Annotated in this window: 9 protein-coding genes; 4 read left to right on the top strand and 5 right to left on the bottom strand. The window is 69.8% G+C overall.

All coding sequences use genetic code 11. The features are described from left to right. Nucleotides 1–10: 10 nt before the first annotated feature. Entirely contained in the window at nt 11–835 is an 825-nt protein-coding gene (locus ACFWZ1_RS16090; RefSeq protein WP_439667176.1) for a glutaminyl-peptide cyclotransferase, read from the bottom strand. 97 nt (nt 836–932) lie between these two features. On the opposite strand from ACFWZ1_RS16090, the gene ACFWZ1_RS16085 reads away from it, so the two are divergent. Next, nucleotides 933–2,741 (top strand): monovalent cation:proton antiporter-2 (CPA2) family protein, encoded by a 1,809-nt coding sequence (locus tag ACFWZ1_RS16085; RefSeq protein ID WP_231321986.1) that lies wholly within the window; start codon nt 933–935, stop codon nt 2,739–2,741. A 115-nt stretch (nt 2,742–2,856) separates the two neighbouring features. Here the strand turns inward: ACFWZ1_RS16085 and ACFWZ1_RS16080 are convergent, their stop codons facing one another. Next, the gene (locus tag ACFWZ1_RS16080) at nt 2,857–6,300 is read right to left on the bottom strand and encodes an ankyrin repeat domain-containing protein (protein ID WP_439667175.1); all 3,444 of its coding nucleotides are present in this window, start codon (nt 6,298–6,300) and stop codon (nt 2,857–2,859) included. Nucleotides 6,301–6,364: 64 nt separating this feature from the next. Beyond that, on the bottom strand, nt 6,365–6,652 hold the full coding sequence (locus ACFWZ1_RS16075) for a YcgL domain-containing protein (RefSeq protein WP_231321983.1): 288 nt from the start codon (nt 6,650–6,652) through the stop codon (nt 6,365–6,367). A gap of 200 nt (nt 6,653–6,852) precedes the next feature. On the opposite strand from ACFWZ1_RS16075, the gene ACFWZ1_RS16070 reads away from it, so the two are divergent. Continuing rightward, nucleotides 6,853–8,292 carry an OmpP1/FadL family transporter gene (locus tag ACFWZ1_RS16070; RefSeq protein ID WP_231321982.1) on the top strand — a complete coding sequence of 480 codons (1,440 nt, stop codon included), beginning with the start codon at nt 6,853–6,855 and terminating at the stop codon, nt 8,290–8,292. 190 nt (nt 8,293–8,482) lie between these two features. On the opposite strand, the gene ACFWZ1_RS16065 is transcribed toward ACFWZ1_RS16070, so the two are convergent. Further along, entirely contained in the window at nt 8,483–9,892 is a 1,410-nt protein-coding gene (locus ACFWZ1_RS16065) for a coniferyl aldehyde dehydrogenase (RefSeq protein WP_439667174.1), read from the bottom strand. Nucleotides 9,893–10,280: 388 nt separating this feature from the next. Continuing rightward, on the bottom strand, nt 10,281–13,436 hold the full coding sequence (putA, locus tag ACFWZ1_RS16060; RefSeq protein ID WP_439667293.1) for a bifunctional proline dehydrogenase/L-glutamate gamma-semialdehyde dehydrogenase PutA: 3,156 nt from the start codon (nt 13,434–13,436) through the stop codon (nt 10,281–10,283). 374 nt (nt 13,437–13,810) lie between these two features. On the opposite strand from putA, the gene ACFWZ1_RS16055 reads away from it, so the two are divergent. Beyond that, nucleotides 13,811–14,251: a DUF2244 domain-containing protein gene (locus ACFWZ1_RS16055; protein ID WP_231326073.1), complete on the top strand. Its 441-nt coding sequence runs from the start codon at nt 13,811–13,813 to the stop codon at nt 14,249–14,251. Between the two features lie 20 nt (nt 14,252–14,271). Next, entirely contained in the window at nt 14,272–15,234 is a 963-nt protein-coding gene (coxB, locus tag ACFWZ1_RS16050) for a cytochrome c oxidase subunit II (RefSeq protein WP_425600805.1), read from the top strand. Nucleotides 15,235–15,261 lie beyond the last annotated feature (27 nt).

Raw genomic sequence — 15,261 nt, 5'->3', positions numbered from 1 at the left:
CTAGGCGTGCCTAGCGGCTGGCCGGCGGTGATCCCGCTTTCGCCGCGGCAGGGCCCGCCGCTGTGTCGTGATGCGCCGGTACCAGGCGGATTTCATACACCCGGGGCCAGCGCTTGCCGGTGACGAACAGGCGGTCGTGCGCCGCGTCGTAGGCGATGCCGTTGAGTACGTCGTTCGCCGGGTCTTCCAGCGTTTCGGGCGCGGGCCCCAGGCCGGCCAGGTCGATCCAGCCGATGACCCGGCCGCTGGCCGGATCGATGCGCGCGATGCGGTCGGTCAGCCAGACGTTGGCGTACAGCTCGCCTTTGACCCATTCCAGCTCGTTGAGGTTCGCCAGCGGATGGCCGTCGGCGGTGACGTCGATGTGGCCGACCTGCTGGAGCGAGTCCGGATCGAGAATGCGGATGGTCGGCGTACCGTCGCTCATCAGCAGGCGGGTGCCGTCGGTAGTCAGGCTCCAGCCTTCGCCCGGATAGGCGAACTTCGCGCGCGGCGTCAGCGTGGCCAGGTCGAACAGGAAGCCTTCGTGATCCTGCCAGGTCAGCTGGATCAGCCGGCCCTTCCACGCCACGATCCCCTCGCCGTAGTCCGGCCACGGCGTAGGCGTCTGCTGGAGCACCTTGCCGCTGGCGAGGTCCACCTTGCGCACCGAGGACGCGCCGACGGTCCCCGTTGCCTCGTAGAGATAGCCGTCCAGATAGAACAGCCCTTCGGTGTAGGCCGTCGGATCGTGCGGGAAGGCGTGCACGACCGTATAGCCCTGCACCGGAATGGACGAAGCCATGGCCAGGCACGGCAGCAGCAGGCCGGCCATGGCGAGCGTGACGGATTTCATCGCGCGATCATCCCACGGTTGCGTGCACGGCGACGCGGCAGTCGTGGCGGGTGCGGCGTGGAATAATCGGAGGCATCCCCACCAAGGCGTCGCGCGGATGGAAAGCCATCATTACCTCGAAACCGCGCTGGTGTTCCTGCTCGCGACGGTGATCGCCGTACCGCTGACCAAGCGCTTCCGCCTCGGCTCGGTGCTGGGCTACCTCCTGGCCGGCGTGGTGATCGGCCCGCAACTGCTGGGGCTGGTCGCCGACACCGCCGGCGTGGCGACCATCTCCGAGTTCGGCGTGGTGCTGATGCTGTTCGTGATCGGCCTGGAACTTTCGCCGCAACGCCTGTGGGTGATGCGCCGTGCGGTGTTCGGCACCGGCCTGATGCAGGTGCTGGCGTGCGGCATCGCGATCGGTGCGATCGGTTTCGCGTGGTTCGGCCTGAGCGGCCGGGCGGCGGCGATCGTGGGCGGCAGCCTGGCGCTGTCGTCCACCGCGTTCGGCCTGCAGATCCTGGCCGAGCGCAAGGAGGCCGGCTGGGCCTACGGGCGCCAGGCGTTCGCGATCCTGCTGTTCCAGGACCTGGCGGCAATCCCGCTGATCGCCGCGGTGCCGCTGCTGGCGACCTCGGGCGGGCACGGCATGGACCTGGCGGGCGTGTTGCGCACGGTGGGCGCGATCGTGGCGGTGGTGGTCGGCGGACGCTACCTGTTGCGTCCGGTGTTCCGCTTCGTCGCCAAGGCCGATGCGGTGGAGGTGTCCACCGCCACCGCGCTGCTGGTGGTGATGGGCACGGCGTGGCTGATGGAACGGGTGGGCGTCTCTTCCACGCTGGGCGCATTCCTGGCTGGCGTGCTGCTGGCCGATTCGGAATACCGCCACGAGCTGGAATCGCACCTGGAGCCGTTCAAGGGGCTGCTGCTGGGGCTGTTCTTCATCAGCGTGGGCATGTCGATGGACCTGTCGCTGCTGCTCAGCGAGCCGCTGCGCGTGCTGGCGCTGGTCGTCGGTCTTCTGCTGGTCAAGGGCGTGCTGCTGTGGCCGCTGGGGCGGCTGGTCGGCGGGCTCGACCGCGGCGAGTCGTTGCGCCTGGCGGTGTTGCTGGCCAGCGGCGGCGAGTTTGCCTTCGTGGTGCTCAACCTCGCCGATGGGCAGCGCATCCTCGATGGCACGCTGCACAACCGGCTGGTGCTCGCGATCACGCTGTCGATGGCGCTGACGCCGCTGCTGGTTGCGCTCACCGGGCGGTTGCTCGGCGCGCGACCGAAGAAGGCGGTGCGCGAGTACGACACCATCGAGACCGAGACACCCAAGGTGATCATCGCCGGCTACGGGCGCATGGGCCAGATCGTGGCGCGCGTGCTGCGCGCCCAGGGCATCCGCTTCGTGGCGCTGGACCATTCGGTCGAGCAGATCGACCTGGTGCAGCGCTTCGGCGGCTGGAACGACATCTTCTACGGCGATCCGGCGCGGCCGGAACTGCTGCGCGCGGCGCAGGCGGACAAGGCCGAGGTGTTCGTGCTGGCCAGCGACGATCCCGAATCGAGCCTGCGCGTGGCGCGGCTGGTACGCCGGCAGTATCCGCACCTGAGGGTCATCGCGCGCGCGCGCAACCGCCAGCACGTGTGGCGGCTGATGGATCTGGGGATCGACGACCCGGTGCGCGAGACGCTCTGTTCCAGCCTGCAGATGACGCAGATGACGCTGGAGGCGCTGGGCGTGTCCAGGGACGTGGCTGCGGCGCGGGTGGAACGTTTTCGCCAGCAGGATGCCGAGCTGCTCAAGCGGCAGTATCTGGTGTACGACGACGATGCGCGCATCGTGCAGACCACGCGCGAGGCACTGGCGGACCTGGAGCAGTTGTTCGAGGCGGACGCCGAGCGGGAACGACCGGAGTCGTCGTCGCCGTCCGTGTGAGAGCAGCCGTTGAGGTATGGAGCGCCTCGGTTTTCGACGCGGATTTCCCGCGCGTCCCGCCCACACCCAAACCTTTTCCCCGGCGGGGAGAGGGGCTTGGGTCGCGCGAGCGTGATTACTCCGCCGGTTGCGCCGGCTGGCGCAACATCTGCCGGACGCTGGGCACCGCGTTGCTGCGCGCGGCCAGCTCGTGGGCGATATCGACCAGGCCCAGGTGGCGGGCCACGTCGGCAGGGGTGCGGCCGAAGGCGTCGGTGGCCTGACGGTCGGCGCCGCGCGCCAGCAGTACGCGCGCGGCCGGCAGCAGTGCGTGCATGGCACAGGCGTGCAGCGCGGTGACGCCGCGCTGGTCGGCATGTTCCAGCTGCGCGCCGGCGTCGAGCAGCACCGGCAGCAAGGCCGCCAGGTGGGTGGCATCGCAGGCGGAGCCCGGCTTGAACTGCGCGCCGAGCAGCAGCAGCAGCGGCGTCTTGCCCTCGTTGTCGGCGCGATTGACGTCGGCGTCGTGCTTGAACAGCACGTCGAACAGACGCCGCGCGCGCAGACTGTCGTTGTGTTCGAAGCCGAACTGCGCGGCGGCGTGCAGCGCGGTGCGCCCGCGCATGTCCGCCGCGTGGATGTCGGCGCCGGCGGCGAGCAGGTGTTCGACGAGTTCCGGATAGCCCAGCGCAGCGGCGACCATCAGCGCGGTGGTTTCGCCGGGCAGGCGCTGGTCCACCTCTACGCCGCGCTCCAGCAGTACGCCGAGCAGGGCATCGCGGCGCGCGCCCACCGCCGCGGCGAGCGGCGTGACGCCGGTGCCGGCCGCCAGCGTGGCATCCGCGCCGGCGTCGAGCAGGCGGATGGCGATCTCGCGATGGCCGGCGCCACAGGCATGCAGCAGCGCGGTGGCGCCCTGCGCGTCGCGGGTATCCACGTCGAAGCCCAGTTCGAGCAGGCGCTCGACCGCGGTCAGCGCGCCCGTGCGGGTGGCGGCGGGCAGGTCCGTGGCGGTCAGTGCGCGACGCGGACGCGTCCAGTCGCCCCAGTCCAGCCAGTGCTGGATGGCGCCGTGTTCCAGCGCGAGGCCAAGTGGCGTTTCGCCGTTGGCGTCGGTGGCTTCGGCATCGGCGCCGTGGGCGATCAGCGCGCGCACCAGTGCCAGTCCGCTCTCGCCATGTTCGATCGCGGCGAACAGCGGCGTGCGGCCGGAACCATCGCGTGCGTTGGGATCGCAGCCGCGTGCCAGCAGGGCTTCGAGTAGTGCGCCGTGCCGATGGATCGCCGCCAGGTGCAGCGGCGTGCGCTCGCGTGCATCGGGGCCGAAGGCGTCAGCGCCACCCTCGAGCAGCTTGAGCGGCAGTGCCGCGCCCAGGACGCCGTCGCCCAAGGCGCCCAGCGCCTGCGCTAGCAGATGGGCGCCGGCGGGCGTGGCGCCGGCCTTGAGCAGGTCGTCCACCGCTTCGCTGGAGGCCGGCAGTTGGACCAGCAGTGCATCAAACAGGCGCCGGCCAGGCGCGTGCGCTGGGTGCCCGGCGTCGATCGTCGCCGCGGGCAAACAGGCTTCGGCCGCGAGCCCGTGTTCGAGCAGCCAGCGCCGCGCTGCGCCGAGGCCGGGCGCGGATAGCTCCAGGTAGAGCTGCGCGAGCTGGGCCTGCGGCCACTGTCGCGCGCGCTCGGCGTACGTGGCGATGACCGCCCACTGGCCTTGGCGCAGGGCTTCGAGCAATCGCGCTGGCGTTTCGTCGTCGTCGGGCGCGTCGCCGCCGAGGCTGGCGGGCAGCGGCGATTCCGGGTCGAGCAGCGCGACCAGGTCCCAGCGACCGGCGGCCGCGGCATGGTCCAGCGCGCTGCGGCCATCGCTGCCCGCGCGCCGGGGCTCGGCGCCGAGCGCGAGCAGCGCGCGCACGGTTGCGGCCTGCGCGTGCGGCGACTGGCAGGCGAGGGTGAGCGCGTCGCGGTCGTGGCTGTCACTGGCGCGGGCGTCCGCATGCGCGTCGGCCAACACCTGCACCAGCTCGCTGGCGCCGCAGCGCGCCGCTTCCATCAGCGCGGTGGCGCCATGCCGGTCGGCCAGGTTCGGGTTGGCGCCGGCGGCGAGCAGGGCGCGGGCGATCTGCAGGTGCCCTTCGGCCGCAGCGGCCATCAGCGCACTGCGGTCATGGGCGTCGGTGGCGTTGACGTTCGCGCGATGCTTGAGCAGCAGCTTGACGCCGGTGGGATCGTCGTCGGCGATGCCGGCGGCGGCGACCAGCGCGGGCTCGCCTTCGGCGGGAGCGGGCTTGGCGCCGTGCTCGAGCAGGTATTTGGCGAGCGGCCAGTTGGCCGCGCGGCAGGCCGCGGCCAGCGGACTGACGCCGGCGCGGTTGAGCGCGTTCACCGGCGCGGCGGCGTCCAGCAACATCGCCGCGACGATCGGTTCCTCGCTCAGCGCGGCACCATGCAACGCGGTGTTGCCCTCGCTGTCGGTGGCCAGCGGGCTGGCGCCGTTGGCGAGCAGGGTCATGACCGCTTCGGCGCGACCGTGCCAGCTGTCGCGGGTGGCCGCGAGCAGGGCGGTGAGCCCGCCGCTGGCGCGATTGACGTCGGCGCCCTTGGCGATCAGTGCGCGCAGCAGGCGCGTGTCCGGCAGCAAGGCGGCCAGGGTAAGCACCGGACGCTGGTCGCGCTCGCCGGGCGCAGGCGTGCTGTCGGGATCGGCGCCGGCCTCGAGCAGCGCGAGCGCGCGCTCGATGTCGCCGTCGCGCGCGGCCGCGAGCAGCGCGGGACCCTGTTCGGGCGCGCCGGCGGTGCGCTCTTCCTCGCTGAGCGTCGACGGGCGCGGGGCTGGCGGCGCGAGGAAGTCGGCCGGCAACGGAGCGTCTTCGGCGCGGCGACGCGGGCGCGTGCGCTCGCACAGCAACGCACGCAGCGTGCGGTTGGCGATCACCAGGCAACCCAGCGGCAACACCGCCAGCCCGTAGACGACCAGCGCCGCGGTGCGCAGTTCGGACGGCAGCACGCCATACAGCCCGGTCAGCGCGATGGCGCCATAGGCGAGTACCAGCAGCGCGAACGCCGCCGGCAGGAAATGGCTGAAGAAACGTTCCTCGCGCGCCAGGTGACGGCCGAACGCAAGGCTGCGCGCGGTCGCAGTGAAGATCCACGAGCCATCGCTCTGCGCCGGATAGGCGTCGTCCCACACGAACACCAAACCGAAGGCCGGCCACACGCGCCACAGCGACACCAGCGCGACCACGAGCGCGGCGGCCAGCAACAGCGCGCCGCCCAGCGTCGGTTGCTGGCGCAATTCGAGCATCGGCCAGGCAATCAGCAGGAACACCAGCGCCACGTAGCCGGTGAACATCACCAGGTGCGCGGCGCCCCGGCGCAGCACGGTACGGCCGAAGCGGGGCTCGGGATCGAAACCGATCGCGTGGCATACCGCCGCCATCGTCAGCGCATTGGCCAGCAGCAACGGGATCAGCGCCAGCGGGTGCGCCCCGAGCGCGGCGATCGCCACGGCAATCCATCCAGGCAGGAACCAGGCCGTTCCCTTGAGCAGGGACGGCGGGCGGTGGCGCGATCGGGGCTCATTCATGGCGCGAGTATAGGAAGCGTGGGCGCCGCAGACGGTAACGGCACGTTAACCCCGACACCACAAATCATTCGTCGCGATCGTCCGGCGTACTGCGCTGCAACTGGTTGGCGACCGCGAGCGTCTCCTGCGGCGGCAGCTGCAGGTGCCAGCCCTGGGTGCGCAGATGTTCGAGCACGACCTCGCTGTCTTCGTTCGGCAGGCGGCGCTGCTCGTCCAGCTGCACTTCGAGCACGAAGCGCAGGTCGCCGAGCATCATCGACAGCGACTCGGGAACCACGCCGAACTCGTCGCGCGCGGCGAGCCACACGTAGGTATCGGATTTGCGCTGGCTGGCGTAGACGAAACAATGCATGGGACGACTCCGACGGCGATGGCGTGGGGCGGGGGACGCGAAGGGTAGCAGCGTGCACCGTCAATGCTGCGGTCGCACTTGCAAGCCCGGGGGTGGCTGGGCAGAGTGTCGCGCGGGGGCCTCAAACGCGCGTATGAAAACAGCCGTGACGGTCTCCGTTGCCACCCCGAGCCGCGTCTTAAGATAAGCAGGAGCAAGCGATGCCTATGTCTTTTCGTTCCATCCCGGGCCGTGCCCGGCCTTTGGCGCTGGCCGCGCTGAGCCTTGCCGTCGCCGGTGCGCTGGCGCTGCCGCAGGCGGCCGATGCCAGTGCCTTCCAGCTGAAGGAAAACAGTGCCAAGGGCATGGGCCGCGCCTATGCCGGCTCGGCGACCGCCGGCGGCGACGCCTCGGTGGTGGCCAACAACCCCGCCGCGATGACCGACCTGGACGGCACCTACCTGCAGGCCGACGTCACCGCGATCAACTTCAGCGCCCGCTTCAAGGGCACCGCGACGGACGCGCTCGGCCGTCCAATCAGCGGCGGTGACGGCGGCGACGCCGGCACGACGCTGCCGATCCCTGCGCTGTTCATCGCGAGCAAGGTGTCCGACCGCGTGCACCTGGGCTTTGGCCTGTCGGTGCCGTTCGGCTTCCAGACCGAATATGGCCAGAACTGGAAGGGTCGCTATAACGCGATCAAGTCGCGGTTCGAGTCGCTGGACGCTACCTTGTCCGGTTCGTTCGACGTGAACGACCAGTTCTCCCTGGGTGCCAGCGTCATCGCGCAGAAGACCTCGGCCGAGCTGACCTCGGCGATCAACTTCAACGGCGTCGCGATGGGCCTGATCCAACAGGGTGCGGCCGGCGGCCTGATCCCGGCGGCGCAGGTACCGGCCTACATGCAGCTGGTCGGCACCGTGGTCCCGCCGGGCTCCGACGGCCTCGCTCGCGTCAAGGGTGACGACTGGGGTTACGGCTGGCAGCTGGGCGCGTACTGGAAGCTCACCCCGAACGACAAGCTTGCCGTCAACTACCGTTCCAAGATCGACCACAAGCTCGAGGGCACCGGCAACTTCACCGTGCCGGCCAACGTGACCGCCCTGCTGTCCAGCCCGCAGGTAGCCCCGCTGCTGGCCGCCGCCGGCGGTGTGCCGTTCACCCACACCACCGGCACCGCGAACTTCACCACGCCTGCCAGCGCCGGATTCAGCTACTGGCACCAGGGTGAGAAGTTTGGCCTGGGCGTCGACCTGAACTGGACCAAGTGGGACGTGTTCAAGGAACTGCGCGTGCAGTACGGCAACCCGGCGCAGCCGGACAGCGTCGAGACCTTCAACTGGCGCAATACCTGGTATGCGGCGATCGGCGGCGACTACTACGTCAACGACAAGCTGACCCTGCGCGCCGGCATCTCGGTCGACACCACGCCGACCTACACCGCCACCCGCGACGCCCGCGTGCCCGACTCCACCCGCAAGTTCGCCGCGGTGGGCATCGGCTACAAGGCCAGCGAGCACTTCGAGCTCAATGCCTCGTACGCGCACATTTTCGTCAACAACGCGCACATCGATTCGGTGAGCCCCACGGGCGACCGGTTGACCGGCAACTTCGACGACTACGGCAACCTGCTGAGCCTGTCGGCGCAGTACAAGTTCTGATCGTTTGAAGTGCAAGACCTCCCCGCGTGAGCGGGGAGGTTTTTTTGTGCGCGGTGTTCGGCGGATGGTCAGCCGTTGCGCAGCGGTTTGTCGCCGCGATCGGTGGCGATGTGGTCGCCGTCGCCCTGCGGTTCGCGGATCGTCGAGGTGCGGTCATCCTGTTCGCTGAGATCGGCTCCTGCGAAGAACGTCAGCCGTGCCGCAGCAGGAGCTCCAACAGCCGCCGGAAGCGGGGACCGTAGGGCGGTCGCAGCAGCCCCGCACCGTTCCAGCGCGACTGCGCGAACACCGGCTTGAGGTGCGTGAACGTATCGAAGCCCGCTTTGCCGTGGTAACCACCCATGCCCGACGCACCGACGCCGCCGAACGGCAGCCCGTGCTGGGCGATGTGGTAGAGCGTGTCGTTGACGGTCACGCCGCCGGCTTGAGTGCGGGCGAGCACCGCATCGATGGTCGGGCGGTCGCGCTCGAACAGGTACAGCGCCAGCGGGTGCGGGCGGGCGTTGACGTAGTCGACCGCCTGCGCGACCGAGTCGCAGGCGACCAGCGGCAGCAATGGGCCGAAGATCTCCTCGTGCATCACCTTCGCGTCGTCGGGCACGTCGAGCAGCAGTTGCGGCGGGAACAGGCGGCGCGCGGGATCGGCCGGTGCGTCGTCCAGCGGCTCGATCCGCGCGCCGGCATCCGCCGCCTCGTTGCGGAGCGCCGCCATGCGCTCGAAATGGCGCTCGGAGATGAGGCTGGTGTACTGCCGGTTGCTGGCCAGATCGGGGTACAGCCGCGCCATCGTGGTGCGCGCCGTGGCGACGAATTCTTCCACCCGCGCGCCGGGCAACAATACGTAATCCGGCGCGATGCAGGTCTGCCCGGCATTGACCAGCTTGCCCACCAGGATGCGCTCGACCGCCTGCGCCATGTCCGCCCCCGGCCCGATGATGGCCGGCGACTTGCCACCGAGCTCCAGCGTCACCGGCGTCAGGTGCGCCGAAGCGGTCCGCATCACGTGATGGCCGACGGCGGTCGAGCCGGTGAACAGCAGATGGTCGAAGGCCAGGCCGCTGAAGGCCTGCGCTACCGTGGCGTCGCCGGTGACCACGACGACCTCGTCGTCGACGAAATACGCCGCGATCTGCTCGGCGAACAGCGCGGAAAAGCGCGGCGTGAACTCGCTCATCTTGACCATGGCGCGGTTGCCCGCCACCAGCGCGTCGACCAGCGGCCCGACCGCCAGGAACAGCGGGTAATTCCACGGCACCACGATGCCGACCACGCCACGCGGCTGCGGCAGCAGGCGGTTGTGCCCGGGCAGGAACGCCAGCGCGGTCGACCCCCGGCGCGGACGCATCCAGCGCTTGCCGTGGCGCAACGCATGGCGGATGGCCGACAGCGAGGGAAACAGTTCCAGCAGTTCGGTTTCCTCGACCGGGCGCTGGCCGAAGTCCGCATCGATCGCCTGGGCGAATGCGGCACGCTGCTCGCGCAGCATCCGCTCAAGACGCCGCAACCGGTCGGCACGTAACGGCCAGGACGGCAGCGGATCACGCGCCTGCGCAGCGCGCAGGCGGTGCAAGGTAGCGGTCAGTTCGGGGGTGTCGGCCATGGCGTGCGCCCGATGGAAATTACGCACATGGTTGCACGAGGTTGCGGCAAACGTTGTTGCGTGCGCGCTCCGCTCTCTCTCCCTTCCGGAGAGGTCAGGGCGAGAGGCCCGGACGCGCCTTGCGCGGCACCTGCAGTCCGCCTGGACGATTTGGCGCCGGTCACGTCAGAGCAAGCGTGATCGGTTTCGTAGACGGCCTTTGGCCTATTGCCGATGCGCGTGCTCTGACGCAGCTCGACCAGCGGTTCTCCGTCGATGAGCCCGATCCGGATCGCGCCGTTCCCCGCCCCTCGCCGGCCGCGGCTGGTCGGATCGAGGCCAGCGTAGCCCCTCGCCCCAACCCTCTCCCTGAGGGGAGAGGGGGGCGATCACACCTTGCCGCTTTCCCTTACTCGCCGATGGTCAGCAACGAGGCGTTGCCGCCGGCGGCGGTGGTGTTGATGGTGAGCGTGCGCTCGCTGGCGAAGCGCAGCAGGTAGTGCGGGCCGCCGGCCTTGGGGCCGGTGCCGGAGAGGCCTTCGCCGCCGAAGGGCTGCACGCCGACCACCGCACCGATCTGGTTGCGGTTGACGTAGCAGTTGCCCACGCGGGTGTGGCGGGCGATGTAGTCGATGGTCGCGTCGATGCGGCTGTGCACGCCCAGGGTCAGGCCGTAGCCGGTTTCGTTGATCTTCTCGATCACCTGCGGCAGCTCGCTGGCCTTCCAGCGCAGCACGTGCAGCACCGGACCGAAGATTTCGCGATCGAGGATCGACAGCGTGGGGATCTCGTAGGCGCGCGGCGCGAAGAAGGTGCCGTGCGCGGTCGCCGCCGGGTCCATCGGCGCCTCGGCGATCTTCTTCGCCTCCTTGTCCATGCGCTCGGCATGGGCGACCAGGATCGCCTTGGCGTCCTCGTCGATCACCGGGCCGACGTCGGTGGAGAGCAGGCCGGGGTCGCCGACCTTGAGCTCGGCCATCGCGCCGGTGAGCATGGTGATCACCTTGTCGGCGATGTCCTCCTGCACGTACAGCACGCGCGCGGCCGAGCAGCGCTGGCCGGCGGACTGGAAGGCCGAGGCCATCACGTCCTTGACGATCTGCTCGGGCAGCGCGGAGGAGTCGGCGATCATCGCGTTCTGGCCGCCGGTCTCGGCGATCAGGATGGCGATCTGCGCCTTGCGCGCGGCCAGCGCGCGGTTGATCGCCCAGGCGGTTTCGGTCGAGCCGGTGAACACCACGCCGGCCACGCGCGGATCGCGGGTCAGGGCGGCACCGACGGTCGGGCCGTCGCCGGGGACGAACTGCAGCACGTCCTTCGGGATGCCCGCATCGTGCAGCAGCTGGGTGGCGACGTAGCCGATCAGGCTGGTCTGCTCGGCCGGCTTGGCGATCACCGTGTTGCCGGCGGCCAGCGCGGCGCTGACCTGGCCGATGAAGATCGCCAGCGGGAAATTCCACGGGCTGATGCCGACGAACACGCCGCGGCCTTCGAGGAACAACTGGTTCGTTTCGCCCGTGGGGCCAGGCAGGGCGATCGGCTCGCCGAACAGGCGGCGCGCCATGGTCGCGTAGTAGCGCAGGAAGTCGGCCGCCTCGCGGATCTCGGCGATCGCGTCGGGAAGGCTCTTGCCCGCCTCGCGCACGCACAGGGCGATGAACTCGCCGCGGCGCGCCTCGAGCTGCTCGGCGGCGTACTCGAGCATGGCCGCGCGGTTGGCGACCGGGAAGTTGCTCCAGCGGTCCTGCGCGGCGTGCGCGTTGGCCAGCGCCTGCTGCACGGTAGCCTCGTCGGCGGCGACGTAGGTGCCGAGCTTGCGGCGGCGGTCGGTCGGGTCGGTGACCTCGACGGCCGGTCCCTGGCTGGTGGCGCCGGGCACCAGCGGACCTGCGGTCCACGGACCCTGGTGGGCGTTGGCCTCGTCGGCCAGGGCCTTCAGTTCATTGTCGTTGGCAAAGTTCACGCCCATGGAATTCTTCCGTAGTTCACCGTAGAGGTTGGCCGGCAGCGGGATGCGCGGGTGCGGGATCGACTCGAACGAGCGGACCGTCAGGCACGGGTCGGCGACCAGTTCGCGCGCCGGCACGTCCTCGTCCACCACGCGGTTGACGAAGCTGGTGTTGGCGCCATTTTCGAGCAGGCGGCGCACCAGGTACGGCAGCAGGTCCTCGTGCGTACCCACCGGCGCGTAGACGCGGCACGGCGCGGCGAGCCCGTTCGCGCCGATCACTTCGGCATAAAGGTCCGCACCCATGCCGTGCAGGCGCTGGTATTCGAACGGCCGGCCCTGCGACAGGTGGTGTACCGCGGCGATCGTGTGCGCGTTGTGCGTGGCGAACTGCGGGTAGATCAGCGTCGGGCCGGCGTTGAACAGGCGCCGCGCGCAGGCGATGTAGGAGACGTCGGTGTTCGGCTTGCGCGTGTACACCGGATAGCCGGCCAGGCCGCCTTCCTGCGCACGCTTGACCTCGGCATCCCAGTAGGCGCCCTTGACCAGGCGCACGTACCAGCGCCGGCCGTGCGCGAGCGCCATCTCGACCAGCCAGTCGATCACGAACGGGGTGCGCTTGGAGTAGGCCTGCACCACGATGCCCAGGCCATTCCAGCCTTCCAAAGACGGGTGCGCAAAGACCTCGCCGATGATGTCCAGCGAGAGCTCAAGGCGGTCGGCTTCCTCGGCGTCGACCGAGAGCGCGATACCGGCCTTCATCGACAGCTGCGAGAGCTCCAGCAGCCGCGCGACCAGCGCCTTGCGCGCGCGCTCGCGCTGGCCGGACTCGTAGCGAGGGTAGAGCGCCGAGAGCTTGACCGAGATCGACGGTGCGTCGGTGTGGTTGGGGTGCGGGCCGCGGCGGCCGATCGCGGCGATGGCGTCGCGATAGGCCTGCTGGTAGCGCTCGGCGTCGGCTGCGGTCAGCGCGGCTTCGCCCAGCATGTCGAACGAATAGCGGTAGGCCGCGTTTTCCTTCTTCTTCGCGCGGTCCAGCGCCTCGTCGATAGTGCGGCCCATCACGAACTGGTGGCCCATCAGGCGCATGGCCTGGCGCACCGCGGCGCGGATCGCCGGCTCGCCAAGTCGCGCGACCAGCCGGCGCAGCGAGCCGGTGAAATCGTCGCGGGTAGTCTGGGCCAGGTTGACCAGCCGGCCGGTCAGCAGCAGGCCCCAGGTGGAGGCGTTGACCAGCGCCGATTCACTCTGGCCCAGGTGCTTGCGCCAATCGGCGTCGCCGAGCTTGTCTCGGATCAGCTTGTCGGCGGTGCTCTGGTCGGGGATGCGCAGCAGGGCTTCGGCCACGCACATCAGCAGCACGCCTTCCTCGCTGGACAGGTCGTACTGGCGCATGAACGCCTCGACCATGCTCTGGTCCTTGGCCCGCGCCCGCACGCGCGTGACCAGGGCGGCCGCGCGGTCGACCACCGCTTCGCGTTCCTCCGGAGGCAGGTCGGCCTGGTCGAGCAGATCGAGCACCGCTTCGGTCTCGTCGCGCAGCCAGGCGGCGGTGATGCGGGCACGCGCAGGCTCGGCGACCGCGGGGATTTCGGGGCTCAGGATAGATTGCGTCACGTGGGGGATCTGCGGCAGGTGGCCGCCCGGGGCGGCGGCGAAGCCGGCAATTGTACGCCCGGCACCCAGGCGCACGCATCCGTGCGCGGGCGCATCGACGGACGCGGCCGTCTATGGCAAGACGCTGGGCGGATCCCATGCCGTGGCGCGCAAACGGGATGCACGTCGCTAGCGAGCGTGCAGCCGCGCACATGCGCGTCCCGGATGACCGTTTTCCCCTCCCGCTGCCTGTCTCTCGTCGCGTGATCCAGGTCAGCCGGGTGCGACATTCTTGCCTCGCAGTCATTCAGCGGCCTATCATTCCGCAGTTCCAGGCACGCCGGATTCCCATGATCGTGCTTCGACCCGCTGGCGCCGGCCTGCCGTGCGTGACGATGTGGCTTCGGCCCAATCGCGCACTCAGCCGACGCGGGCTGCGTCGCTTGATCATGGTGCTGGCGGCCCTGGCGCTGACGACGGCCGGACTGGGCGCGTGGCAGGGGAATGTGTTTGCTCCGCTGTTTGCCCTGATCGAGTCCTGCGCGATGGCCTTTGCATTGAGGCAGGCCTGGCGCGCGGGTGACCGCAGCGAACGCATCCGCCTCGACGAAAAGTCGCTGGAGGTGCGGTCGCTGCCCGGGCGGCGCCGCGCGTGCTTCCAGTCCTACTGGGTGCGCGTGCGGCTGGCGCCCGGCAACGGGCACGGGCGTCTGCTGCTGGGGTCGCATGGACGCGAGCTGGAGATCGGCTCGTTCCTCGCCGAAGAGGAACGCGTCGAGTTGTCGAGAAAACTCAAGGTGCTGCTGGCGGACATGCAAGGCCGGCAGCGCGGGTAGGGTCAACAAAGGTGCAAGACATGACATCTGGCGGCATCAGGATCAAGGCATGGGCGGCAGCGGCCTGTGCGCTGTTCAGCAGCGCGGTATGGGCCAACCCCCAGCCGGGCCAGCTCAACATGACGCGCGGCGTCAGCGAGTGGTCGCCCGAGGCCTACTTCCTCAACAACGTCGCGCTCGGCGTGTGCACGGTGATCGGCGTGCTGGTGTTCGGCGCGATGTTCGTCGCCATGTTCCGCTTCCGCAAATCGCGCGGCGCGGTGGCCGAGAAGTGGTCGCACAACACCATGCTCGAAGTGGTGTGGACCACCATTCCGGTGATCATCCTGATCGTGCTGGCCTGGATGTCCACCGGCGGCCTGGTCTCCTTCGCCGACACCACCGGCTCGCAGATGACCGTCAAGGTCACCGGCTACCAGTGGAAGTGGCGCTACGACTACGTCGACTACCAGGGCAAGGCGATCGACGGCGTCGGCTTCATGTCCAAGCTCGACGAGCAGAGCAACGAGACCCGCCAGCTGGATTCGGGCCTGGATCCGAAGTCGGTCAAGGTCGGTGACGAGAACACCTACCTGCTCAACGTCGACAAGCCGCTGGTGCTGCCGGTCGACACCAAGGTGCGCTTCGTGATCACCGCCGGCGACGTGATCCACTCCTGGTGGGTGCCGGCGCTGGGCTGGAAGATCGACGCCATCCCGGGCATCGTCAACGCCGCCTGGACCAACATCAAGGTGCCGGGCACCTACCGCGGCCAGTGCGCGGAGCTCTGCGGCCAGGACCACGGCTTCATGCCGATCGTGGTGAAGGCGGTCTCCAAGGCCGAGTTCGCCCAGTGGCTGGCGCAGCAGGAAGCCGCCGGCAAGGCACCGGCGGCCACGCCCGCGACGCCGGCTGCACCGGCGCCGGCATCGACCGCCGCCGCCCCGGCATCCGCATCGACCACGGCCGCCCCGGCAGCCAAGACGCCGGGCAAGCAGGGCTGATCGCCCGCTTTTCCGCTTTCAAGCATT

This window comes from Frateuria sp. GZRe14 (assembly GCF_051900395.1).
Lineage (GTDB): Bacteria > Pseudomonadota > Gammaproteobacteria > Xanthomonadales > Rhodanobacteraceae > Frateuria_A > Frateuria_A edaphi.
Note: the sequence above shows the minus strand (reverse complement) of the source record. Positions and strands in the feature narration are given on the sequence as shown.

Bases quoted from the DNA above. Each gene is read 5' to 3' on its own strand.
- ACFWZ1_RS16085 (WP_231321986.1), top strand. From the start codon at position 933: ATGGAAAGCCATCATTACCTCGAAACCGCGCTGGTGTTCCTGCTCGCG.
- ACFWZ1_RS16070 (WP_231321982.1), top strand. From the start codon at position 6,853: ATGCCTATGTCTTTTCGTTCCATCCCGGGCCGTGCCCGGCCTTTGGCG.
- coxB (WP_425600805.1), top strand. From the start codon at position 14,272: ATGACATCTGGCGGCATCAGGATCAAGGCATGGGCGGCAGCGGCCTGT.
- ACFWZ1_RS16090 (WP_439667176.1), bottom strand. From the start codon at position 835: ATGAAATCCGTCACGCTCGCCATGGCCGGCCTGCTGCTGCCGTGCCTG.
- ACFWZ1_RS16080 (WP_439667175.1), bottom strand. From the start codon at position 6,300: ATGAATGAGCCCCGATCGCGCCACCGCCCGCCGTCCCTGCTCAAGGGA.
- ACFWZ1_RS16075 (WP_231321983.1), bottom strand. From the start codon at position 6,652: ATGCATTGTTTCGTCTACGCCAGCCAGCGCAAATCCGATACCTACGTG.
- ACFWZ1_RS16065 (WP_439667174.1), bottom strand. From the start codon at position 9,892: ATGGCCGACACCCCCGAACTGACCGCTACCTTGCACCGCCTGCGCGCT.
- ACFWZ1_RS16055 (WP_231326073.1), top strand. From the start codon at position 13,811: ATGTGGCTTCGGCCCAATCGCGCACTCAGCCGACGCGGGCTGCGTCGC.